Raw genomic sequence first — 22,818 nt, forward strand, 5'->3', positions numbered from 1 at the left:
TCGTGGGGGTCAAAAAAGATGTGCCGCGATATGCCAATGCGAACTGAACGTTGGAACAAAAACACTACCGTGGTACCACCGGGTGAATCTGATCATGTGGGGCGAACACGACGAGGTAAGTGTTTCGTCCGTTGTGCATCGTAACCGTCGTCTGCACCTGAGGGCCGATCGAAAATCCGTCGCCGCCGACGGGAGCCATCACGATCGTTTGTTGGCCAACAGGCAACTCCGCTCGCAGGACTTGAATCTCGCGAGGCAACAGTCCCCAACACCTTGTGTCGGCCGATTCGGTGGCCGTCCAGGCACTCGTCGCGGCGAAATGAAACACGGTCCCGAGACCACCGTTGAGCCCCAATCCGTCACGCGCTTTGGCGACGGCGAGTTCTTTGCCGGTTTGGCGGACCATGGCGCGGGCGATCGTCCAGGGACGCTCCGCGTCGGCTTGTCGTTTGACTAACTCCGCCACATCAGTCAACGATTGCGTCGCCCCCAACATTCGATACGAATCTCCCGCCGTCGGTCCGGCGAATGTCATTGTCGACGACCCTTGCGACGCAACCGTGATCGCGGCGATGGGCGAGGGAGGCACCACGACCGCAGGGACCTTCACCGACGTGATCTTTGGCAATTGGATGACGTCGTCTTCCTCGTTGCTTTCGTGAAGCAACAACGTCGACGCGATCGAAACGGCTGCCGAAGTGATCGGCGCGTCGACCGGTTGCAGCACCGGTCCTCGGCCGACCATCGCGAACACATACAACACGCCATGATCGGGTCGGCTGTGCGCTCCCGTAGTAGCACGCTCGAGGTCATCCATCGCAGGACGAAAATCGGGTTTGATGGCGCTAACGAGTTGATAGTTTCGTTGGGCATCGTCAAAGTCGTGATGCGTGGCTTCTCGCAATACGCCACGCAAATAGGGCGCGAGCACCAACTCTTGGTGCGGCGTCGTGTCGAGCGACTCCGGAAAGAACTGCTGCCGTTTGGCCTCAGCGAGGCTGCGGAGTTTCCCTTGGTGCAGGGCCGCTTGGTTGATATAGCTTTCCGCATCGCCGTCGTCTTGAACGAGCGAGCACATCGCGAGCATCGTGCGGATCATGACCTCCTCGTAGCCGGCCGGTTGAAAGACCCGAGCGGTGTCGTCAGTGAGCATCGACGCGGCTTCGCCGCCGATCGCCTTAGCACCGGCCACGAGACTGCCGGTGCCGCCGACTTGGCTGACTTCACTCGTGAGATCAAACTCGTCTCGCAGGGTTCGCAATCGATTGGAGGCCGACTTTACCTCTCCCGATGCCAACTCGACGATCGCCAGATCGAGCTTCGCGGGACTAGCAAACCGACCCTTCGAATCGGCGACCTGGTGCAACAACGTTTTCGCGTTCTGCAAATCGCCCGCAACGAAAGCCTGGCGTCCTTGATCGATCGTGGCCAACTTGGCGGCGCAGCCGCTCAGGGTCACGCCGAACAGGGTGAGAACGAACGCCGAATGAAGCCGGAAACGGATCAACCGTCGGCTTGATCGAACAGACCGAAGTTCCACCATTTCCCGGCCCGCGTCTTGTGATAGCCCTTGCGGATCTTGGACGATTCCTTGATGTAGTCGCCCGAGTGCAAGTTCACCATCTCAAGCGTTAAGACATAATCCCGCTGTGTCGATTTGTTTCGGTCGGTCGTGCCCGAAGTGATCGTCGCGTAGAGCAGATAGTCGACCGGCGTTCCTTGACGGCCCAACGCCGCCGCGAAGGCGTCTCGGTTGGCGGGCAAGAACAACGAATCGGGACGCAAACGTGTTTCCAACAACGCCGCGTCGACTAGCCGACGGCTGATGCTGCGAAACGCCTGCCCCGAGTTGATTTGCGAATCGATCCGCTCGTAAAGTTGATCTTTGAAATCGACGAGTTCTTCGGCGCTCTTGTTTTCGATCCCGATGAAACAAACTCGAGCCGGACCGGTGACCAACGGGCCACACGCGGCCGGATCGACCGCTCCCGAGCCGATCGGCCCGTTCAGCGAAACTTGGCCGTCGGGTCCGATCACGGAGCTAGCCGTGTGACTGGCCATCATCGCCGGTGTTTGACCGAATTCGGCTCCAGGTATCAACGGCTCGTTCGGCGGTGGGCAACGGCCGAGCAGTTTGGCAACCGATTCATCGACCAGCGGATTCCAGGTAGCCGCCCCCGCTTCGTGGCTGCCGACCATGTCTTTGTCGTCATTGGCCAGCAAATGTCCATACCGATGGGCGCAGCCCCCGATCAGGAGCGTCGTCGTGATGCTTGCCAACAACAACCATGAAAATTGCCATACCACGGCGAGGGAAGGGAAACCGACCGAGAAAGGACGAGAAACCCCGTTGGGGATTCGGTCACGAGATTGGCCATCCATGGCGGGTCGCACTCAAAATTTAGGGATTCGCCGAAAATTCAGGCTTCGTCGGCTTGTGATTGGTCCATCAGTTACCAAAATGATCGACACAAAGACCAGAGGATGTTCGGAATTGGACCGCGCGTCCGAGAAACTTGTTACAAACTCCGTGAGCCGAATAATCCGAACGGCTTCTTTCGTCTGCCCATTTTGCCACCCATTTTGCCACGGCAAGCGATGTGTTCCATTAGAGTGGTTCACTCTTCGCCGCACCGCTTGGCCATTTTTTCATTTCTTTCCGCGTTGTTAATCCGTTCATGAGCGTCACGTTTGCCCCCCAAACTACCGAGACTGAGACTGAGTTTCCTGCAGGCGAGAAAGACGCCCCCGTCAAGCCATTGATCTCGCCGGCCTTGGTCGTCGATGACGATGATGATGACGATCTGGACAGGGACGAGTCGGATTCGGACGGCGATGATGATGGCTCGCCCGGGTTCGGCGACGACCTGGATGATTCAGAAGACGACCTGGATGAATTTGACGACATCGACGAGGACGATTTCGACGACGACTTCGACGATGATTTCGAGGAAGAACTCGACGACGATTACGAAATCGAGATTGACGACGAAATCAGCGCCGAGTTCGGTTTGAACACTGCCAACGATGACATCGAGGAAGAAGAAGACGACCTCGACGACTTCGAAGATTTTGACGCGATCGATTAGACGCGATTGATTAGGCTTCGTCGAGTAAATCGACGGCCGCAAATCGTTGGCCTTCGAGCATCGCGAGCGAGGCACCGCCTCCCGTGCTGACGTGGCTGACCTGGTCGGCGAATCCGAGTTGTTCGACCGCTGCGGCGCTGTCGCCTCCGCCGATGATGCTCAGAGCATCCGAATTGGCGATCGCTTGAGCGACGGCTTTGGTACCCGCGTCCATCGGCGGCTTTTCGAACACGCCCATGGGTCCGTTCCATACGACGGTCTTGGCGTCCTTGATCACGTCGGCGTACTTCTTGGCGGTTTCCGGTCCGATGTCGAGCCCTTCCATGCCGTCGGGGATTTCACCCGCCGCGACGACTTTCTTGTTGCAACCGGCGATGTTGCCGAAATCGTCACCGCAATGCGTGTCGACGGGCAAGTGCAACTTGTCTCCGCCTTTGGCGAGCAACTCGTTAGCCAAATCGACTTTGTCCTTTTCGACGAGGCTGTCGCCGACTTGTCCGCCTTGGGCGAGCGAGAACGTGTACGCCATCGCGCCGCCGATCAGAATCGCGTCGCAAATGCCCAGCAGATTGTTGATCACGTTGATCTTGTCGCTGACCTTGGCACCACCCAAGATCGCAACGAACGGACGGCCGGGGTTTTCGATCGCATCGCTGAGGTACTGGATCTCTTTGGAGACCAAATGTCCGACAACGCGTGGCTTGCCCGACATGGCCTCGGGGACGGCGACCATCGAGGCGTCTTGACGGTGGCAGGTACCGAAGGCGTCGTTGCAGTACACATCAGCCATCGCGGCCAATTTTCCGGCGAATTCGGCATCGCCTTTCTTTTCTCCGTTGTTGAACCGCAAGTTCTCTAGCACGAGGACTTCGCTTTCTTTCAGTGCTGCTGCCTTGGTCGACGCATCCTCTCCGACGGTGTCGGCGGCGAAATGGACGGGGCTGCCCAACATTTCACCCAGACGCGTTGCGGTTGGCTCGAGCGAGTACTTCTCGTCGCCTTCGCCGCCGCTGGGGCGACCCAAGTGACTCATCAGGATCAACTTCCCACCACGTTTGATCACGCTTTCGATGCTTGGCAGTGCCATGCGGATGCGGCGATCGTCGGTGATTTGGCAGTTTTCATCGAGCGGGACGTTGAAATCGACTCGCATCAAGACGGTTTTGCCTTGCACTTCGGTTTGGTCGATCGTTTTCTTGGCCATCGGGAATTCGCTCCGGTTGTTTGAACGTGATTGAGAAAGTTTGTGAGGTGAGAATCGCCTGCCCAGTATTGGCCAGAACGCGGCAATCGCGAAGGGGCCGAATCTTTTTCTCACGTCGTACCACCGTTACAACCGAATTGGAGAGTTACACCGACGTGGCGTCTTGGACGTCGCGATGGTGTCGGTTTGTCGTGAAATTTGGTGGAACAACTCACGACGAATCGTTCAATCTCCGACCGCCCGGGGGGGCGGCTTCCGTTTATGGGGGCGGTGCTGGTGAAATCCAGAACCACGATGGTCGAAATCCGCGAATACCCGTGCCTAACCGCCCGGACTCTCCGATGTCTCGCTGCCATGGCGGTGTGGTTGTTGGTTTGGCCGGCGACAACGGCCGAGGCACAACTGGACGGTCATATCGGAACGGCGAGTCATCGCCAAGCGATCTTGGACTCGTTACCGCTGGATCGCTTAACGGCCGAAGCCCGCAATCGCATTTTGGAAGTGGCCGAGAAACCCACTTTGTTTCGGCAGTTGCCCAGCCAAGCGATCACGTGCGACCGGGATATGTTCTTATTCCTGACTCGCAACCCCGACGTCTTGGTGGGATTGTGGGACATGATGGGTATCACCCAAGTCCAATCTCAACGGACCGGTCCATTTCAGATTCAAGCGAACGATGGTGCGGGAACACTGTGCCACGTCGATCTGGTTTATGGCGATGATCGGCAACATATCTTCGTCGTCGACGGTTCGTACGATGGACGGATGGTTCCTAAACCGATTCGTGGCAAAGGCGTGTTTGTGTTGCGGTCGAGTTACGCCACGGGGGCTGACGGCGAGACGACGATCTCCGGCACCTTGGATTGTTTCGTGCAATTGGAAAGTCTTGGGATTGATTTGATCGCCCGAACGCTCAGTCCGATCATCGGCCGTTCGGCGGACTCGAACTTCACGCAAACGGCACAGTTCATTTCGCAAGTCAGTCAATCGAGTGCCCACAATCCATCAGCGATGTTGGACATTGCCTCGCGATTGCCGCAGGTTGAACCGCCGATTCGCAAGACGTTTGCTGACACGATCGTGACCGTTGCCCGACGCAGCGCTGCGAACTCGATGAATCAAGCGGCTCAGGCCAAGGCTCAACCAACGCAAGTCGATACCGCGATGCAGCGTTAATGATCGGCTCGCCCCAGAGCCCTCACCCCAAGCCGTACTGTTTGATTTTCTTGTACAGCGTATTGCGGTTCATTCCCAACCGTGAAGCGGCTTTGGTTTGGACACCGCCACATTGGGCGAGCACTTGAGCGATCAGTTCCTTTTCGACCTGATCGACGACGGCCGCGTGAACGTTCTCATCGGGATCCGACTCATCGAGACCGCGTAGGACGACGTACCGGGTCAACGTCTTGGCGTCCATGCGATCGACATAAGCCGCTGGATTGGCACCTTGAGACGACTGCCCGGGCATTCGAGACGGTGGAACGTTCCCGTTGCCTTCACTCGGACCGGAGTCGTGCATGGGAAGACCGCCGCCAGCGGGAGAATGTTCATCGAACGATCCGGAATAGGTATCGGCGTAGGAATCCCCGGTGAGCACGCATTCGGGCAACAAGTCGATCGTCAATTCATCCGTGTCGCTCATGACGACGGCGCGTTCGACGTAGTTTTGGAGTTCGCGGACGTTGCCCGGCCAATGATAATCTTGAAGCGCCAGCATCACTTCCGGGTCGATGTGCGTCACGTAGCGATCGTTGACCTCGTTGTAGTATTCCAAGAAGAACGACACGAGTGCCGGAATATCATCGCGGCGATGCCGCAGCGCGGGGATCTCGATCGGGACGACGTTCAAACGCCAATAAAGGTCTTCGCGAAAACGGTCCGAATGCACCTGACGCATCAAGTCCCGGTTGCTCGCTGCGATCACCCGCGCATCGGTTCGATTGGTGGCGGTATCCCCGACGCGTTCGAATTCTTTCTCTTGAAGGACCCGCAACAACTTGACCTGCAACGTCATCGTCGTGCTGTTGATCTCGTCTAAAAAAATGGATCCGCCGTTGGCGGCTTCGAAACGTCCGGCTCGATTGGCGATCGCGCCCGTGAAGGCGCCGCGGACGTGACCGAACAATTCGCTTTCGAGCAAACTTTCGCTCAGCGCCCCGCAATTGACTTTGACGAACGGTCCTCCGCTACGATGGCTAAGTTGGTGAATCGCCGACGCGATCAATTCTTTGCCCGTGCCGGTCTCGCCAAGGATCAACACGGACGCGTTGGTCGCGGCAACTTTACGCGTAATTCGATCGACCTCACGCATCGCGGGAGATTGACCGATCACGCCGGGCAGCAATTGACCGCGCACACTCACGTTGTAAAAAGATCCGTCATGGTTAGAGTTCGGTCGAGCCAACACATAATAAACTCGCGGCCTAGTGATTTAGTGAGCCGACGGCTAGCGGGCTGTTGTTTTAATCGTAACCCGAAGCGTCAGCGAGGGATTGAACGCTATTAATTCTCTTTGTAAGTATCCCTGTAAGTATCCCTGTAAGTATCCCTCGCTCACGCATCGGGTTTCGATGAGGACTAAATCAACAGCCCGCTAGCCGCAGGCCTTATGATGATGAAGCAACCCTTCGAGGCCCGTGGCTAGCGCCATCGGCTCACAAGATTAGGGCAATGCACTAAATCAACAGCCCACTCGTCGCCATGGAGCCATTGAGGTGAGACGATAAATTATCATGATGACGCCCAATGGGCTATGCGGTCGCCGAAATCACGTTGCCGAATCGTCTCCGCGGCCCGACACGAGGTCGCTCGGCACGCCGACGCACTCGTCGCTTCCGCACGGAGCGAGCAACGAGTGGACGATGTCGAAACGATCGCGGCTGAGATCATACCGTTGGCCGATGCGCTCGCGTGGATCGGCCGCTGCGGTCCGGCGACGCTCAAGAGCCGTAAAGTCGGCCTGCGAGGACGCCCGATGTGGATGTGGGGGGTGCGTAGCGTCGTGCAGCGCGTCCCGTGGGGTCGCGTGCTAGTTCTGGGAACTTGGAACTATCCGATCCTGCTTTCGGGGGTGCAGATCGCGCAGGCGTTAGCGGCGGGCAATTCGGTATGGTTCAAACCCGCTCCGGGTTCCGAAGAGGTTTCGCGGACCTTGGTGCGACTCTTTCACGACGCCGGAGTCCCCGAGTCGGTAATTCAGATTCTCGGCAGCGACACGCAATCGGCCATCGAAGCGTTGTCAGGTAAAAACGGAAAGATTGATTTGGTCGTTTTGACCGGTTCGGCAGCGACCGGCCGAAAGGTGATGCACCAGGCGGCCGATCAAGTGACCGCATCGATCATGGAATTGTCGGGTGTTGATGCGGTCGTGGCGATGCCGGGATCGGATTGGAAACGAATGGTTGATTTGATCCGTTTCGGATTGCTATTCAATTCCGGGGCAACCTGCATCGGCCCGAGGCGTTTGTTTTACGCAGCCGACGATTCGTCAGCGAATGAAGCGTTGACGGGGGATTTGATCCGCAAACTCCGACAGTCTGACTGCATTACCGTGCATCGGGCGGCCCGAACGGGTGTCGCTGATGCCATCGAATCGGCGATCCATTGCGGTGGAATTGATTTGGTGGGCAAGTTCGATTCGGAGCGATTGCGATCGGAGGGCGAGATGTTTCCAGTCGTGATGTCGAATGTTTCCCCAAACCACCAGATCGTCAAAACCGATCTTTTTGCGCCGGTGATTACGTTGATGCCGTTGGATTCGATGGATTCGGCGGTCGCTCACATCAACGATTGCCCGTATCGTCTAGCGGCGTCCGTGTTCGGTCCGACCGCAGCCGCGGTCGAGTTGGCCGGGCGTTTGAATGTTGGCTGTATTACGGTGAACGACCTTGTGGCCCCCACGGCGGACCCACGTCTACCATTCGGCGGACGCGGTGAGAGTGGTTTCGGTGTGACCCGCGGTCCGGAAGGATTGTTGGCGATGACGACGCCCCGGGTGATCGCGACGCGGTCGGGGCGATGGGTGCCCCACTTGTCACCTCGAAACGATTCTAACACCGAGATCCTTACTGGCACGTTGCAGATGATGCATGGTCGAACGCTGCGTCAACGTTTCGCTGCTTTCAAGCGGCTCACCACTGCCGTGAGGGCCGGTGGTGGACTAAAACAAAGTGCGAAAGATCGAGTTCAATAACCGGCGTGTTGATTGAGACACTGCCGGTTGTCATCCCCTTCCAACTTTCATCAACGCTCATGATTGCCGCCGACCCCCAACCGTCCGCGAAAACGAAACCTCAGCACGTCGTCGTGATCGGTGGCGGCTTGGCGGGGTTGTCCTCGGCTTGCGTCTTGGCGGCCCGCGGCCACCGGGTGACCTTGTGCGACAAGAACGATTGGGTCGGCGGTAAAGCGGCGGTCCATCGTACCAACGGCTATCGGTTCGACATGGGACCGACGATCCTGACTCTTCCGAGTGTGCTGCGACGTGTCTTTGCCGAAGCCGGGAAGGATATGGACGATTACGTCAAAATTGTTCCGCTCGATCCCCAGTGGCGGTGTTTCTTTGAAGGAACCTCGCAAGCGGGCACGTCCGAAAACACCGTGCTCGATCTTGTCGCCGATGTCGACACGATGAAAAAGCACTTGCGAGAGTTCACCGGTAACGACACATCCTCAGCCGGATACGAACGGTTCATCGAAGTCAGCAAACAACTGCACGGCGTGTCCGATCGATTTTTCTTTTGGCGTTCGATCGGAGGACTCGCCGACACGATGGAAGTCGGCGGTGCGTTCTCGGCCGCCGTGCTGAAGGATGTGATGTCGTTGCGGATGGGGCGCAGTGTCGCGTCGGTGGTCCGGTCCCACGTGCCCGAACATCGTGTCTCACAGATGATGGATCACTTCACGCAGTACGTCGGCTCGTCACCGTACGCGTCGCCGGCGGTGTTGTGCGGGATCGCCCACATGCAAACCGAAGAAGGCATTTGGTACCCGATCGGAGGCACCCGCGCGGTACCCGAAGCGCTTGCCAAACTCGCCGGTGAACTGGGCGTCGAAATCCGCACGGGGACCGACATTCTGAAAATAGAAACCGCCGCCGGTGGCGTTACCGGAGTGACGACAGCCGGCGGTGAAACGCTTGCTTGCGATGCCGTGGTCAGCAATTGCGACGCCGTTCGCACCTACCGCGAACTGCTCGGCGGGACGCCTCAATCCAATGCATTCGAAAAGAAGAACAAGTACGAGGCGGCCTGCAGTGGCGTGGTCTTGTACCTCGGCTTGAACCGCCGCTACGAACAACTCTTGCATCACAACTTTGTCTTCTCGAAAGATCCGGAAGTGGAGTTCGACTGGATCTATCGCAAAGGCCAACCGGCACCGGACCCGACGGCGTACGTGTGTGCCCCGGCGGTCAGCGAACCAGGCGTTGCACCGGAGGGCTGCGAGTCGCTTTATGTTCTTGTTCACACGCCTTATTTGCGTCCCGGACATGATTGGAAGGCGATGTTGCCCGGTTACCGCGACGTGATCCTGGACAAGTTGGAACGAACGGCCGGCTTGGAAGGCATTCGCGATGCGATCGTGACGGAGGATTCTCTGACACCCGAAGGCATCCACAATCGATACCGCGTGCTCAACGGTGCGATCTATGGTTTGGCCAGCCACGGGAAGTTTTTGGGCGCTTTCAAACCGGGCAATCGACGCAAAGATCTGCGTGGCTTGTACCTTGCCGGAGGTGCGGCGCACCCGGGCCCGGGAATGCCGATGGTCTTGATGAGCGGTTGGATCGCCGCCGACGTGCTCGATCAAGACGCTCGCGACGGAAAACTACCCGGCAAGCTAGCCGGTCAATTGGATGAACGTCGCAGCAAGCCGACCACCACCGAGGGTGTAGCCGCCGGATGACCCGCGTGAAATCGGTCGCTGATTCAAACCCTGCAACGCATCGGGGCGTCGTCGCGCGTCCTGCTGCGTGGTTTCAAAACGGCTTTCATCGTTTTTTGGAAACCTACCTGAAACGACATTTCCACGCGATCGCGGTGCAGACCGAGTCGGTTCCGGCGGCGGAACTCATTCCCAGCGATCCCTCGACGCCGATGATCGTGTACTGCAACCATCCCTCGTGGTGGGACCCGTTGTTGGCGCACTTCATTAATTCGCGTTGTTTTGTTCCCCGCCAACTTTATGCGCCGATCGATGCGTCGGCCCTGCAACGTTACCAAGTCTTTGAAAAACTTGGCTTCTTCGGTGTCGATCTGAATTCGACCAGCGGTGCGGCGGCTTTCCTTCGAACGACGACGGAGCTTTTTAAACGCGACTCATCGGCGTTGTGGTTAACACCCGAGGGACGTTTCGCGGACGTCCGAGATCACGCGGCAGAGCTTATGCCAGGGTTGTCACATCTGTGCTGGAAACTGGATGCGGGAATCGTGGTACCGTTGTCATTGGAATATGTTTTTTGGGAAGAGCGGTTACCGGAATGCTTGTTTCGTTTCGGCGAGATCGTCCGAATCGAAGATTTTCCCGAGCGGACTAAAACGGAATGGTCGGAGGATTTGGCGACCCGCTTGCGCGAGAACCAATCCCGATTAGCCGAACTGTCGATCGCCCGAAACGCTCAACCGTTTACAAACCTGTTGCGGGGCAAACAAGGTGCCCGGGGCGTTTACGATTGGTCGCGTCGAATGAAAGCTTGGATGACCGGCAAGTCATTTCAAGCCGCCCACGGGGAGAAGTTCGTTGAGTGACCCTTGGGATACCTTGATATTCATCGTCGTGCCATCGCTATCGATCTTGCTGACGGCGTTGGCGGTGACGATGTTCCTCGTCAATTTGCCGTTGTTTCGTTCATGGCGAACGGGGAAGGAAGACGTTGTCACCGGACCGCTCTCATCGGTGTCCGTTTTGATCCCGGCGAGGAATGAAGCCGGCGGGATCGCGGCGGCGATCGAATCGGTGCTCGCCAGTGAAGGTGTGGAATTGGACGTCGTGGTGATGGACGACGGTTCCACCGATGGGACGGGCCAGATCGTTCGATCGATCGCGTCGCGGGATCCGAGGGTACGTTTACTCGACGGGATCGGGTTGCCTGACGGTTGGAACGGCAAACAACACGCGTGTTATCGTTTGGCTGCGGCGGCCCATTTTGAGGGTTTGATGTTTATCGATGCCGACGTCCGTTTAAGGCCGACGGCGCTGCGAGATTTGCTCCGTCGCAAAGCGAACGGGATCGGAGAGTTGCCGATCGGGTTACTCAGTGCGTTCCCGCGTCAAGAAACCGGGACGTTGTTTGAGAAGATGCTGATCCCGATGATGCACTTCATATTGTTGTGCTATCTGCCGTTTATGAGAATGCGAGGCAGTGTTCATCCGGCCTACGCGTCAGGTTGCGGCCAGTTGTTCCTGACCGACAAAGCGTCCTACGAAAAGGCGGGGACACACAAGGCGATCCGGTCGAGTCGACACGACGGATTAATGTTACCCAAAGCATTTCGCGAGAACGGGATGTTAACCGATTGTGTCGACGGAACCGACATTGCGTCCTGCCGCATGTATACCAACGCGAAGGAGGTCATTCGTGGATTGCTCAAGAATGCGAATGAAGGAATCGCGAACCGACGTTTGTTGGTTCCTTTCACGATCTTGCTAGGTGGGGCTCATTTGTTGCCTTGGCTAACATTGGTTTATGCGTTGAGCCGGTGGGAATCGACGACGCGTCCGATCATGTTGTTGTTGATCATTGCGATTCAGATCGCCGTGATTTTGGTCGGATACATTCCTCGCGTTTGGGGCGCGATTTATTTGAGGCAAAGTTGGTTGGGTGCTTTGCTGCATCCGGTCGCCGTGTTGTTGTTTCTGGGTTGCCAATGGTGGGCGATGATCAACGAGATCCGAGGCAAGCGGATCGAGTGGCGTGGGCGCAGTTGAGCAAGGCCTAGATTCGTGACCTAGGCTTGGGCAGTTCTTGTCTTTTCTTGATGCCTTCCTCGCCCCGATGGCCTTCCATCATGCTCACGTGTTTTTTCCTCGCTGTTGCCGCACATGCGATTCGCGCGTATGGGCGAACTCACGGTCCGGTGAGGGGCAGGTCGCAACGAAAACGCGGGTTTTCCTTGATCGAACTGACGGTTGTGCTGATGATCATGGCCATCGGAGCCACCATTGCGCTACCTCGTCTTGCCGAAACGGTGTCCCGTCAACGACTCGAAAGCGTCGCAAAATCCATTCAATGCGACCTCGAATTGGCTCGGCGGACAGCGATGAATCGCGGTCGAACGGTCACGGTTCAGTTTGAGTTCGATAACGCTCGCTACCACTCGGCGGACGTGATGATCAGCGCAGGTCGAAGTGAAACGTTACAGACCGACTTATCGACAAAGTTCGGCGAGGACGTGGAATTGTCAGCCGATTTTTTTGGCGCGGCGGGGATTCAATTTGACCAACGTGGCACTCCCACGATGACGGACTTGCAGGGTGCGAACCAATCGATCGGCACGATCACGGTCTTGTGCGAAGGGGGACGCCTGAATCTGCAAATCCATCCCGGATTGAGTTTGGTTTCGTTGGAGCAAGACGATTGAAAACGATCCGACCCGGCATCACGCTTCTGGAACTCGTTGTTAGCATGTCGGCGGCGATGATGCTCATGATCGGGATGTCGATGAGCCTTGGCGTCGTTCTGCGTTCGGCCGAGACGATCGAGTCGGTGGATCGATCCGACGAAGTGATCTTACGAGATTGGATCGATGGCGATGTTCGCTATGCCACCCGCATTGAATCGCCGGGAGTGAATCAATGGAATCTTCAACGCCCCGACACGAGCGGTGTCGATCAAAGCATCGGGTATCGAGTCGAAGATCGATCACTCAAACGCCGGGTCGGAAATGGATCGTGGGCAACCATCGCTCCGGATGTTCAATCGCTGACGATGCAGCGGGTGCCCTTTTCGGCCGAACTTGACATCAGCGGTTTGGACGGATTGCTCGGTAGCGAGAACGAATATGCCGAAACGGATGGTTCGCCTGTTTCGGCTTGCCCCGAGATCGTCGGTGTTCGGACGGCAATGGCCGAAGATGACGATCAATTGACGATCGACGTTCCCCCATCAGTCGCCGACGGGGACTGGTTGATCGTCGCCGGAGGTTCACGGGGGAATCAATCGTTGCAACTTGCCGGTGGGTGGTCGACGCGGGTCGATGATTCCCAATGGACATTCTCAGGCAACGTTCGACTGAAAGTTTGGTCACGACCGTTCGATCCATCGATCGGTTCAACGGTCACGTTGACTTGCTCGTCGGATACGTTGATCAACGCGGCCGTGCTGGTCATTCGACGTGCTGATCTTTACGATCCGTTTGCCGCCGTCATGTCGGATTCGACGATCTACTTGAGTGGCTCCACACGAGCCGATCCCGGATACCGCGATTCGACCCAATCGAACGAGTTGAACTTGCAAATCGTTGCGGTCAACACGCCGGGTAACGGTTCACCTTCGATGGGAATGTCAGGATATGCGGACGTGGCGTCAGTGACGAATTCCGGCGACCGCGACTGGTCACTTTATTTGGCCACACGTCAGGGATCTCTGATGCCAACGAACACATCGGTTCAAGCGGACATCCCGTTCTTGAGTGCCTACGTGCTGGCATCATTTCGGATTCGACCATGAATTTAATTGAAGTCACAGCGTCGACAATCTTGGTCGTGTTGATTCTCCTGGGCAGTGTTCAGGCGACAACGGGAATGCTGGGCAACGAAGTCATCGCGGATGCGCAGCTTCAAGCCGAATGGCACGCCAACGATTTGCTGGCCGAGATCACTGCGGTCCCTTTTGTTTCGATATCGGGGTATGACGGTTTGAGTCAATCACCGCCGACGCGAAGCGGTGGGATTACGCTGCCGGGATTAGCGGGTTGGTCGGTTTCCGTCGGTGTTGCGGACGTCGATCCGGCTGCGCCCGACAACGTGGTCGTATCGACTCCCGAATCCCCCGCGTGGCTGAAGCGAGTCACGGTGACGATGTCCGATCCGGATGGCGGTACATTTTCGAGATCGAGACTGGTCAGTCGTATTCCTCGGTCCCAAAACATCGTCGGATCGATCGATTCACTCAGTCGTCTGGAATGGAGTACATCGACAAGCACACACCGGATGAACGTGCCTCTGATCAATCTACCGGGGCAATGATCGGATGCAGATTAAAATCCGTTCGCTCAACACGCATCGTCGCTCTGGCTACGTTTATGTCGCCGTGCTAATAACGACGTTGATCGTCAGCGCCGTCGTGGCGTCGACGTTGGTGGTGAGCACTTCACGTCGGCAAATGCAGATCGATACGCGAGATCACCATGCCGCCATGGCTCTGGCCCATGACGAACTACAGCGACAACTTGCGATGTCGAGAACGCAGACGGATTGGCGAACCGGACAAACCAATAACGTTTTCACGGGATGGCGGTCCGGACAAACGTGGATGGCGGGCGGGCTGGGCCAGGTGCGTCATCGTTGGAACGATCCCGACGGTGATCTGCATGACAATCCCGTTGACCCGGTCGAGATTAGTATTCACGCGACCGTCGGCCGCGCCGAAGCAGCGATCCAAGCCACTCTGGAAGTTGAAACGCAACCGTTGTCGGTGCTTCAACATGCGATCGTCTGCGACGACGACTTACGAGTCGAAAACGGGGCTAGGTTGAGCTGCGTTCGTGGAGTCGTTGCGGGCGACGATGTTCGGGCAGACACGGGGAGCCGCATCTATGTTCCCTATGCGATTTATGCCGATGAAGCCTCCGGGACGATTGACGGAGATCAAGTCCAAGACGACGAACCATTGCCAACATTCGATTTGATTGACCTGTATTCACAAGGGGCGGTGGTCATTCCACAAAACGCGTTGAGCGTTCATCAATCCCAACGCCGGCTCATGGATCTCGTTTTGACGTCGACCCAAAATCCGTTCGGAGTTGCCGGACCGGTTTATCACATCACGCTCAACAATAAAGATTTTGTGGTTGAGAATTGTCATGTTGAAGCAACCCTGGTGATTGAAAACGCATCGAAAGTGATCTTACGCGAGGGCAACGTGATGTTGGGAGACCCGGCGACGAAGGTATCGATCATCACCGACGCTCCGATCGAGGTGGTCAATTGGCGTGGCGAGGTCGGTGACGAACGCAGTGTCCTGTCAGGTCTGTATTACACCAGTGACAACATCCAAATGGTCAATCGCCTCGATAACACTCCGATTCGGATGCGCGGATGCATCATCGCCAACGCCTGTACCGTTCAAACTCATACGACGATCGAGAAACTCGATGATCTCAACTTAGATCCTCCGCCGGGGTTTCTAGAACCGGCTTTCTTGATGGTTCGCCCACGGACCTTGCGATCGATTGCGTCGCCGTGAAGCGGCTCACGCTTGCGAAGTGGGCAAATCCACCATCTCAACGGGCATGATGACTTCGTCGGCGGGGATCAACCGGAAGTTTTCGCACCGGGAAAGATGAAACTGGCGAGGTTCTTCTCGGCAAAGGCACAATCCCAGTACGCGATCGGCGGCGGCGAAGCGGATCGGACTGATCGTGCGGCGGGTCCGTTTTCCCTTGGAATCGCGGTAGTCCATTTCGACCACCCACGCGTCGCTATCGAGCATCGCCGTTCGCAGGATTTGCAATGGTGATTTGGGTTGGCGGGTCGAGCGTGCGGGCAAGGAAATGCTGGCCAAAGGTGCATCGAGAGTCAAAGTGGTCGTGGACATGATCTTCGTGGTGACAGCGGGAAGGGCTTCGTCACGCGGCATTCACTTCGCCCCGTGACTCTGCTAACCATCATCGCAACGGCGCGGACACGTTTGGTCACTGGGCCCGAGGGAATTTATCGCCTGAGTTCGACCCGAATGGCGTCGACGTCGATCCAGGTGTCTTTTCCCGGTCGGTAGCACACCAAACTGACAAATTTGATTCGCGTCAAATCCAGTTTCCGGGAATCCGGTCCCTCGATCATTTCCTGGCGGCTGACCGTGAGATGTTGCGTTCGGCCCGGCTCGATTCGAAACTCTTTGCGGCAAACGTCGTGGTGATAGTCCGTATGTTCGTAATCGATCACTTTGACGAAAACCGACACGTCCTCCGGATAGCTCGGATCGAGCGTGACGTCCAGTTCCAGCGAAGCGGCGTCGGACCAATCGCTCGCTGTTTCGATCAGGGTAATCGCCGGATGCTCGGCATCTTGAATCAGCCACCGCATGGCGTACTCGCCTTCGGTGACGTTCGATTGGACCCGTTGTACGGAGCAATCGTCCAAATACCAACGCTTGACGTCGTTAGGTGATTCGAATGAATTGATTACCGGATACGCTCGGTGGACCTCCCAAACGTCCCGCAATATTCGCAGGGGAGCCACCGTCGACGCAACGCCCAAAACCACCGTCAACACGATCATGGCAATCGTCAAGGGTCGGTGTTCGGGTCGGTGTAAATGGTTGAGCAAGCCAATGCATAACGAAGCGGCAGCGAGAATTCCGATCCCGTTGGCGACGACATCGTGGAATGCCGCTTTGCGGCCGGTCAACGACTGTGTCAACTCGACCAAGATGCCGGCGATGAAGACACACAGCGCCACCAACGCGATTCGCCCGAGCCAATCGCGACCGAAATGGTGCAGAGGCCGGACGCGATGCCACAGCAATAGGATCGACACCGTGAATCCACCGAAAAGCGGCGCGTGAGCGAGATCCCCGACCGCTTCGGCAACCCGCCCCTGAAGAGGAATCGGAATGAGCAACACCGCAGCGGCTAAAACGAACCCGACGAGTGCTAGCCAAGCGATCGGCTGACCGGGCTCGACGGATGAAATATCGTCCGGAGTATCTTCGTTTTGTTCAGGGTCGTCGATCGATGAAGTCAACGCGCCACCTATCGACGCAGATTCAGCAGTTCGTCGATCAATTGTTGTGTCGTCGTGATCACTCGGCTGTTTCCTCGATACTGGGTGCTCGCCAGAACCAATTCGACCAAGTCATTTCCGATGTCCGTGTTGGATAATTCCAACGCTCCACCGATGACGGTGCCGATGCCGTTTTGGCCTGGGCTTCCGGTCACCGGCAAGCCGGTGTTGACGCCTTCGGCGTAGAGGTTCAAACCCCGAGCTTCCAAACCGGCAGGGTTGGCAAAACGAGCGAGTTGCAATTGTCCTAGGTCACGGGAGATCCCGTTGCTGAACACGCCTCGAACCGTTCCGTCCTCACCGACGATGAAACTGTTGAGCACGCCCGGTTCGCTACCGTCCTGACGTGTCGCCGCCAAAGTGGCTTCGGGCGTCGCCAAACCGGACACGAGCGAGAAGTCCATTTCGAATTGCAGTGGCGTGACGCTGGGCACTCCTAACCGATTGATCGAGATCGTTTCTTCGGTCGCCGTCACGAAGTTACCGTTACCGTCGAAACGAATCAGTCCCGTGCCGACGGCGATGTCGTCACGACCGGGCACGGAGTTATTGGGACTGTCGGCGTACCAACGATAGATGGTGGCTTCGTCGGTGCGACTTTCAAGCGCCGTCGTCACGCGAACGTTGATCGGAACACCGAGCGAATCATAAACCACGAAGTCGGTCGCGGCGCTTTGGCCGATCGCCTCCTGCTTGACACCGAACGCCAAGTTGGGTGTTGTGACCGTGCCGGTTTCATCCTGCAAACGAAACGATGATAGATCAATGTCGACTGCGTTCGACTCGCCATTGTTGGATACCACACGGATACGTCCGTTTTGGAGGTAAGCGCCTGGCGTTAATGTCCCTACTTCACCAAGAATATTGTTGTCCGAATTGGGAATCGGGTTTTGAGAATCGACCTGAAACGCCTGGATCCCTGACGCATCGGCAATGAAATCGAGGAAATCCTGCACCGTCGATGTCGCCGTAATATCGAGTTCCTTGGTCCCCAAGGTCCGCTCGCCTTTACGTCCGGTGTACGACAACGTTCCAAGACGAAACATGCTGTCATAGGTCACGCCGTCGCGACGAAGTACATCGGTCAACAACGTGTTGCTGTTCACCGAGGGGCCGTCCAAGTTCAAAATTCCGTTGGCGGTGTCGGTTAGATCTGAGATTTCAGCATCGGAACGAGAATCGGTGAATGTGTCGCCTGGATCGACGCTAGCGACCAAATAAAAGTTGTTTTGGTCGCCGGCGAGGTTGCGGTAGATGCGAATTTCATCATACGCCGGAAAACCTCCGCCCGGCGGTGGTGTGGGCGGCGTGGGAAATCCCTCGAGTGTGATCCGTCCATTGACCACACTTTTGGGACCGAGGAATTCACTCGGACGACTCTCTGGATCACCGGATTTGAAATACGTGATCATGTACGTGTAGTTGCCGGTCAGGTTTTCGGCATCCAGTTCAGTCGCCGATAAGGGAGTTGTGCCGTTGTCGGCAAACGTCCCCCCGGCCGGTGCATTTCCGAGTAGAAAGAAATCGCTGCCACCGGGCCCGGTCCGATAGATGTTGACGGAGGGGTAGGTCCCACCGGTGGGATCGTTGGGCAGGTTGGCCAGCGAAATGCTACCGCCCGGTCCAACCGTAGCCGACACCGTATTGGACGGGGTCGATTCGTTTCCGTTGGCGTCGACCAACGCAAATCGATACTGATAGGCTCCTGCTGCGAGCGAACCGGCTCCGCCGGGAGTCGCGGTTGTGGTGGACGCATTGGTTTGAGGAGCCGACTCGATGTTGACCCCGGTCGCATCGGGCCGAGGCACTTGGCGATCGCCTAAATGCAAACTTTCGATCACCTGTCCTGCCGAGGCGATATCACCTTCGGGCGTCAAGGTTCCTTCGAACGAAACGTTCTCGGTCGCCTTGGCGACTGTTTTGGTCCCCAGAGGTACGGTCAAAGGCGTTAACTGGGACGTTTGCAATTGAAATTTGTCGTCGACACCATAGCCGAGCAAACGCTGGCCGGTCGCGTTGACGAGTTCCGCGTTGCTGTTGAGTTTGAAGATACCGTTGCGGGTATAGAGGCGTTCGCCGTCGTTGGCTTCGACCTGGAAAAAGCCTTCGCCTTGAATCGCTAGGTCGCTGCTGCTGCTGCTGATCTCGATCGTGCCCTGGTTGTGGTTGGCGGCGATCTCGGCGACCTGAACGCCCAAGCCGATCTGGCGCGGGTTGGTACCGCCGTTGTTTTGCGACGGTCCTGCACCGAGCGATAGGGTTTGCAAGAACTGAGTCGCGAACACAACGTCGGATGACTTGAACCCGACGGTTTGAGAGTTGGCGAGGTTGTTTCCAATGACGTCAATTTGCGTTTCGGCAGCGGCCAGTCCGGTCAGCGCCGTCGTCAGTGCGGATTGCAAACCCATGGGCGTCGTTCCTTACACAGTTCAGTTTGGGGGGGAGGTATCCAAACGACCTTTCAGTAAAACGCCCGACGCGTGAAACACACGTCCTACTATCGGCGCAACCTATTCAGTCTGAATATTTCGGATGTTCTCGATATTCATCGTCTTCCCACCCACGTGAACTTTGACCGAACGCACATCATTTTCATCATTCGTTTCAACCGATACCCGTTCGACGACTCCGTCGATGTTCGATTGATCATTGGCGAGTCCCTGAACCTTGCGCCCGATCAAGCCGCTGGCCGTCACGAGCTGTTGATTGTTGGACAGGCTTGTCAACGCGTTGCTGAGTTCATCGGTCGCACCGATTTCACGGATCTGGCCGATCTGCTGAACCATTTCCGAGTTGTCCATCGGGTTGAGTGGATCTTGGTTCTGCAATTCTTGAACAAGGAGTTTCAGAAAATCGTCCGTTCCCAATGAGTTATAGCCTTCATTGGTTCCCGAACCGGTGATTCGACCGGATCGTTCGGCGGAAGAAAAATTCGTAGCCGCCGCGGTGCTTGCGGGGTTGTTGATGGCCGACATACGACAAACCTATGAACGGAAAGGACGAAACGGACTAAATCCGTCGTTTCCGTTATCAAAACCGCCCCGCTCTCCGCTACGGCAAAACAACCGTGCTCATGTGAAGCGAATGCCGCCGTCATCGAACGCGTCACCCGGGGCGGCCACCCATTTCTGGGTTTGCGAGAATACTTCATCGATCGTCGTCGATGGAGTCGAATCGGTCAACACTTTCCGCTCGTCATCCTCGGCGTCAACCGCGAGCGGCTCGCTTTGGGCTTGCCCGCCGCTCGATCCACCCGCGTCTTGGGCGTTCAATCGGTTAATCACTCGCAATGCGTCGAGTGCCGTCACCACGCCGTCGTTGGTGACGTCGACCATCGCCCCGTCGGCATCATCCCACGCGAGAGGTCGCGAGCCGTTGAGATTCAAGTCGTTGATGATTTGCAACGCATCCACGGCGGTGACGACATTGTCCCCGTTGACGTCCTCAGCTTGCGTTTGATTGAATCGCGGGCTGAAGACCGGACGAGCTTGAAAACCGCTGACGCCGCCGACGATTTCGCCGGAGGAGACGGTCACCGTCTGTGGCTCAATCAAGTAGCCGGGGTCCGAAGGGGTTGCGGTGATCTCGTATTGGCCGTCGGGCAGACCCGCCAACGAAAACGCACCGAATTGATCCGTCGAGAAACTGGGCGGCACTCCATAACGAATCGCTCGCGTACCGATCACGGTTTCGTCGTGACCGTAAACTTCGATCGAGGCGATGCGGTTGAGTTGGTCATGAAGCACAAGCGTGTGCTGTTCGCCAACGGACAAACTGCCGGTGGGGTGATTGCGAACGTCCGTGGTCACGCGACCGACTAAATTGCCGTCGGCATCGAACGCGTCGACGCGACCGTAAGAGGCGACTCCGCCCAGGGCCACAACATCAACTTCGACGTAGCTGGTAGGTTCATCAAAGACCGCTTCGAATCGCAGCCGATTGTTCATGATCGGCGTATAGAACATCATCTGACGATCATAAACGTGGAACAACGGTTGCCCGCCGCCACCGCCATAGTTGCGGACCTGCAACATCTCGTCCGCCGCAGGCGTCTTGCCTCGAAGTGTGATGCCATTGAACGTCGTCAGATCGGATTGCATCGGCAAGCTATCGGCACGAAGTTCACCATTGGGAAGATCCCCACCTCCGACCTGTTTGACATCGATGACGGTACTCTCGAGTAACGGTTCCCCGGCCGAACGAACACCGTTGCGATCGTTGTCGATGTAATTGAACCCGACCAACGGTGACGCATTCATAAGCGGCGTTGTCATGGTCGCCGACAACACTGGGCTCGTCACTCCAGTTGGCGCGTCGATGACGCGAAAGTCGATTGCCGCAAAAGACTCCGGAACATCGATCAATAAATCGAACGAAGCGATTGGTGTGTTCGGCTCCGCCACCACTTGCCAATCGCCCCCGTCGATCGACATCTCTAATCGACTGACTCGATTGAGTGTGATGTCGCTTTGAGAGCCCGACGAATTGCGGTTGGGCAGCGTGTTGACGGAAGCCTCGGCGATCAAATGAAATTGCCCTGTCGTGTCATCAAGAACGCCAGTGCCCTCCAATGACAAGGGCACGTCGAGAACGTCGAAGATCCCGTCGCCGTCGGAGTCTTGCCAACCAAGCTGCGCGAACGTCGATGCGGGCGACTCGTGCGAAGCGTACGCTGCAACCAACCGATTGAAATCGGCCATGATCGAATCTTGCTGAACAAAACCGACCGTCGGATTGTCGTAGGCGTTTTCGTTGGGGGTGTCGTAGTATCCGCGACTGGAATGATAGGTGCCGCCACCGGCGTATTCATCCATGCCCCAAAAAATATGCCCCATCTCGTGGGTGAAGGTGCTGATCGGACGCGTCGAGGTGGTCACAAAGAATTGGCCACCTGCGAACGCAAATGCACCACGGAACGAGCCGTTGGACGGAAAGAATCCGTCGGCGTCGTCGGACGAATCTGCAATCAAAATCGAAAACGCCCAATCCGTACCCAAACGTTCTCGCTGGGCATGGTTGAACGCGAGCATCCCGCTTTGCAGCGTGTGCGACGAACTAATGCCGACGAAATCTAAAAAGTCGCCGACGTATTCATCATAGTCGTCGCTGGGACGGTCGATCGGTTCGTATCCGATCTCGACCGGATTGCGGGCATAAGTGTCGTCGACGACGAATTCAAGCGTGTGAACGGAACCGAGTTGGTCCAGCGCCTCGGTCCACCAATTCACCCCTCGGGTGACCTTTTCCAAGACATCCTCGATCTCTTGGGTGGTCCAGTTTTGACTTTCCGTGTCGATCGAGCCATCCGATTCCAGGAAAATGGGCGTCACGGCAACGCGGCCGAGCAGGAACTCCCCCGTATCGGTCGGCAACGCTCCGGTGGGAATCCCCAAACTCGCCGCCATCACGCGGCGATCTTCCAGCGATTGGATCGTCAAACGGCGACGCCGATCGCGGGAAGCAAGTTCGCGTTGTTGACGACGGAATCGCACAGGCGGAATCACGGATGAGGACGAAGGAGCGAAGAGATCATTAAGACGCGGCAACCGGCCATCGAGTTCCCCCCAACCGGCAGCTGGATTG

At 57.0% G+C, this 22,818-nt stretch carries 19 protein-coding genes; 10 read left to right on the top strand and 9 right to left on the bottom strand.

Annotated features, from left to right (window positions below; all coding sequences use genetic code 11):
- Positions 1 to 64: 64 nt before the first annotated feature.
- Together Pla100_RS00730 and Pla100_RS00735 are read right to left on the bottom strand one after the other, a co-directional pair.
- A complete protein-coding gene (locus tag Pla100_RS00730) occupies positions 65 to 1,507 on the bottom strand; it encodes a hypothetical protein (RefSeq protein ID WP_146575794.1) in 1,443 nt (480 codons plus the stop codon).
- Positions 1,504 to 2,382: a penicillin-binding protein activator LpoB gene (locus Pla100_RS00735; protein WP_146575795.1), complete on the bottom strand. Its 879-nt coding sequence runs from the start codon at positions 2,380 to 2,382 to the stop codon at positions 1,504 to 1,506. Before Pla100_RS00735 ends, Pla100_RS00730 begins: the two co-directional genes overlap by 4 nt.
- Before the next feature lie 296 nt (positions 2,383 to 2,678).
- Between Pla100_RS00735 and Pla100_RS00740 the strand changes: the two genes are divergently transcribed.
- The gene (locus Pla100_RS00740; RefSeq protein ID WP_146575796.1) at positions 2,679 to 3,089 is read left to right on the top strand and encodes a hypothetical protein; all 411 of its coding nucleotides are present in this window, start codon (positions 2,679 to 2,681) and stop codon (positions 3,087 to 3,089) included.
- 10 nt (positions 3,090 to 3,099) lie between these two features.
- Here Pla100_RS00740 and Pla100_RS00745 read toward each other — a convergent pair whose 3' ends face one another.
- Entirely contained in the window at positions 3,100 to 4,293 is a 1,194-nt protein-coding gene (locus Pla100_RS00745; protein ID WP_146575797.1) for a phosphoglycerate kinase, read from the bottom strand.
- 276 nt (positions 4,294 to 4,569) lie between these two features.
- Here Pla100_RS00745 and Pla100_RS00750 point away from each other — a divergent pair, with 276 nt between their 5' ends.
- Positions 4,570 to 5,469, top strand: coding sequence for a hypothetical protein (locus tag Pla100_RS00750; protein ID WP_231602514.1), 900 nt, complete (start codon positions 4,570 to 4,572; stop codon positions 5,467 to 5,469).
- A gap of 22 nt (positions 5,470 to 5,491) precedes the next feature.
- Here the strand turns inward: Pla100_RS00750 and Pla100_RS00755 are convergent, their stop codons facing one another.
- Positions 5,492 to 6,604 carry a sigma-54 interaction domain-containing protein gene (locus Pla100_RS00755; RefSeq protein ID WP_231602722.1) on the bottom strand — a complete coding sequence of 371 codons (1,113 nt, stop codon included), beginning with the start codon at positions 6,602 to 6,604 and terminating at the stop codon, positions 5,492 to 5,494.
- Between the two features lie 441 nt (positions 6,605 to 7,045).
- Here Pla100_RS00755 and Pla100_RS00760 point away from each other — a divergent pair, with 441 nt between their 5' ends.
- The 8 genes from Pla100_RS00760 (at position 7,046) to Pla100_RS00795 (ending at position 15,697) form a co-directional block, all read left to right on the top strand.
- Complete coding sequence (locus tag Pla100_RS00760; protein WP_146575799.1) at positions 7,046 to 8,485, top strand: aldehyde dehydrogenase family protein; 1,440 nt, start codon at positions 7,046 to 7,048, stop codon at positions 8,483 to 8,485.
- A gap of 59 nt (positions 8,486 to 8,544) precedes the next feature.
- A complete protein-coding gene (locus Pla100_RS00765; protein WP_146575800.1) occupies positions 8,545 to 10,197 on the top strand; it encodes a phytoene desaturase family protein in 1,653 nt (550 codons plus the stop codon).
- The gene (locus tag Pla100_RS00770) at positions 10,194 to 11,039 is read left to right on the top strand and encodes a lysophospholipid acyltransferase family protein (protein WP_146575801.1); all 846 of its coding nucleotides are present in this window, start codon (positions 10,194 to 10,196) and stop codon (positions 11,037 to 11,039) included. Before Pla100_RS00765 ends, Pla100_RS00770 begins: the two co-directional genes overlap by 4 nt.
- Entirely contained in the window at positions 11,032 to 12,219 is a 1,188-nt protein-coding gene (locus Pla100_RS00775; RefSeq protein ID WP_231602517.1) for a glycosyltransferase, read from the top strand. The genes Pla100_RS00770 and Pla100_RS00775 overlap by 8 nt, the downstream gene beginning before the upstream one ends.
- 80 nt (positions 12,220 to 12,299) lie before the next feature.
- Positions 12,300 to 12,872, top strand: coding sequence for a prepilin-type N-terminal cleavage/methylation domain-containing protein (locus Pla100_RS00780; protein WP_197167615.1), 573 nt, complete (start codon positions 12,300 to 12,302; stop codon positions 12,870 to 12,872).
- Positions 12,869 to 13,960, top strand: coding sequence for a PulJ/GspJ family protein (locus Pla100_RS00785; protein WP_146575803.1), 1,092 nt, complete (start codon positions 12,869 to 12,871; stop codon positions 13,958 to 13,960). The genes Pla100_RS00780 and Pla100_RS00785 overlap by 4 nt, the downstream gene beginning before the upstream one ends.
- Complete coding sequence (locus Pla100_RS00790; protein ID WP_146575804.1) at positions 13,957 to 14,478, top strand: hypothetical protein; 522 nt, start codon at positions 13,957 to 13,959, stop codon at positions 14,476 to 14,478. The genes Pla100_RS00785 and Pla100_RS00790 overlap by 4 nt, the downstream gene beginning before the upstream one ends.
- Positions 14,479 to 14,482: 4 nt before the next feature.
- Positions 14,483 to 15,697 carry a hypothetical protein gene (locus Pla100_RS00795; RefSeq protein WP_146575805.1) on the top strand — a complete coding sequence of 405 codons (1,215 nt, stop codon included), beginning with the start codon at positions 14,483 to 14,485 and terminating at the stop codon, positions 15,695 to 15,697.
- A gap of 6 nt (positions 15,698 to 15,703) precedes the next feature.
- On the opposite strand, the gene Pla100_RS00800 is transcribed toward Pla100_RS00795, so the two are convergent.
- The 5 genes from Pla100_RS00800 to Pla100_RS31420 form a co-directional block, all read right to left on the bottom strand.
- Positions 15,704 to 16,048, bottom strand: coding sequence for a WYL domain-containing protein (locus tag Pla100_RS00800; protein WP_231602519.1), 345 nt, complete (start codon positions 16,046 to 16,048; stop codon positions 15,704 to 15,706).
- A gap of 116 nt (positions 16,049 to 16,164) precedes the next feature.
- A complete protein-coding gene (locus tag Pla100_RS00805) occupies positions 16,165 to 17,196 on the bottom strand; it encodes a DUF1109 domain-containing protein (RefSeq protein WP_146575806.1) in 1,032 nt (343 codons plus the stop codon).
- An 8-nt stretch (positions 17,197 to 17,204) separates the two neighbouring features.
- On the bottom strand, positions 17,205 to 19,643 hold the full coding sequence (locus tag Pla100_RS00810) for a flagellar hook-basal body complex protein (RefSeq protein WP_146575807.1): 2,439 nt from the start codon (positions 19,641 to 19,643) through the stop codon (positions 17,205 to 17,207).
- Positions 19,644 to 19,745: 102 nt separating this feature from the next.
- Positions 19,746 to 20,210, bottom strand: coding sequence for a flagellar hook assembly protein FlgD (locus Pla100_RS00815; protein WP_146575808.1), 465 nt, complete (start codon positions 20,208 to 20,210; stop codon positions 19,746 to 19,748).
- A gap of 96 nt (positions 20,211 to 20,306) precedes the next feature.
- Positions 20,307 to 22,727, bottom strand: coding sequence for a dockerin type I domain-containing protein (locus Pla100_RS31420; RefSeq protein WP_231602520.1), 2,421 nt, complete (start codon positions 22,725 to 22,727; stop codon positions 20,307 to 20,309).
- Positions 22,728 to 22,818: the final 91 nt, after the last annotated feature.

The organism is Neorhodopirellula pilleata, assembly GCF_007859915.1.
Lineage (GTDB): Bacteria > Planctomycetota > Planctomycetia > Pirellulales > Pirellulaceae > Rhodopirellula > Rhodopirellula pilleata.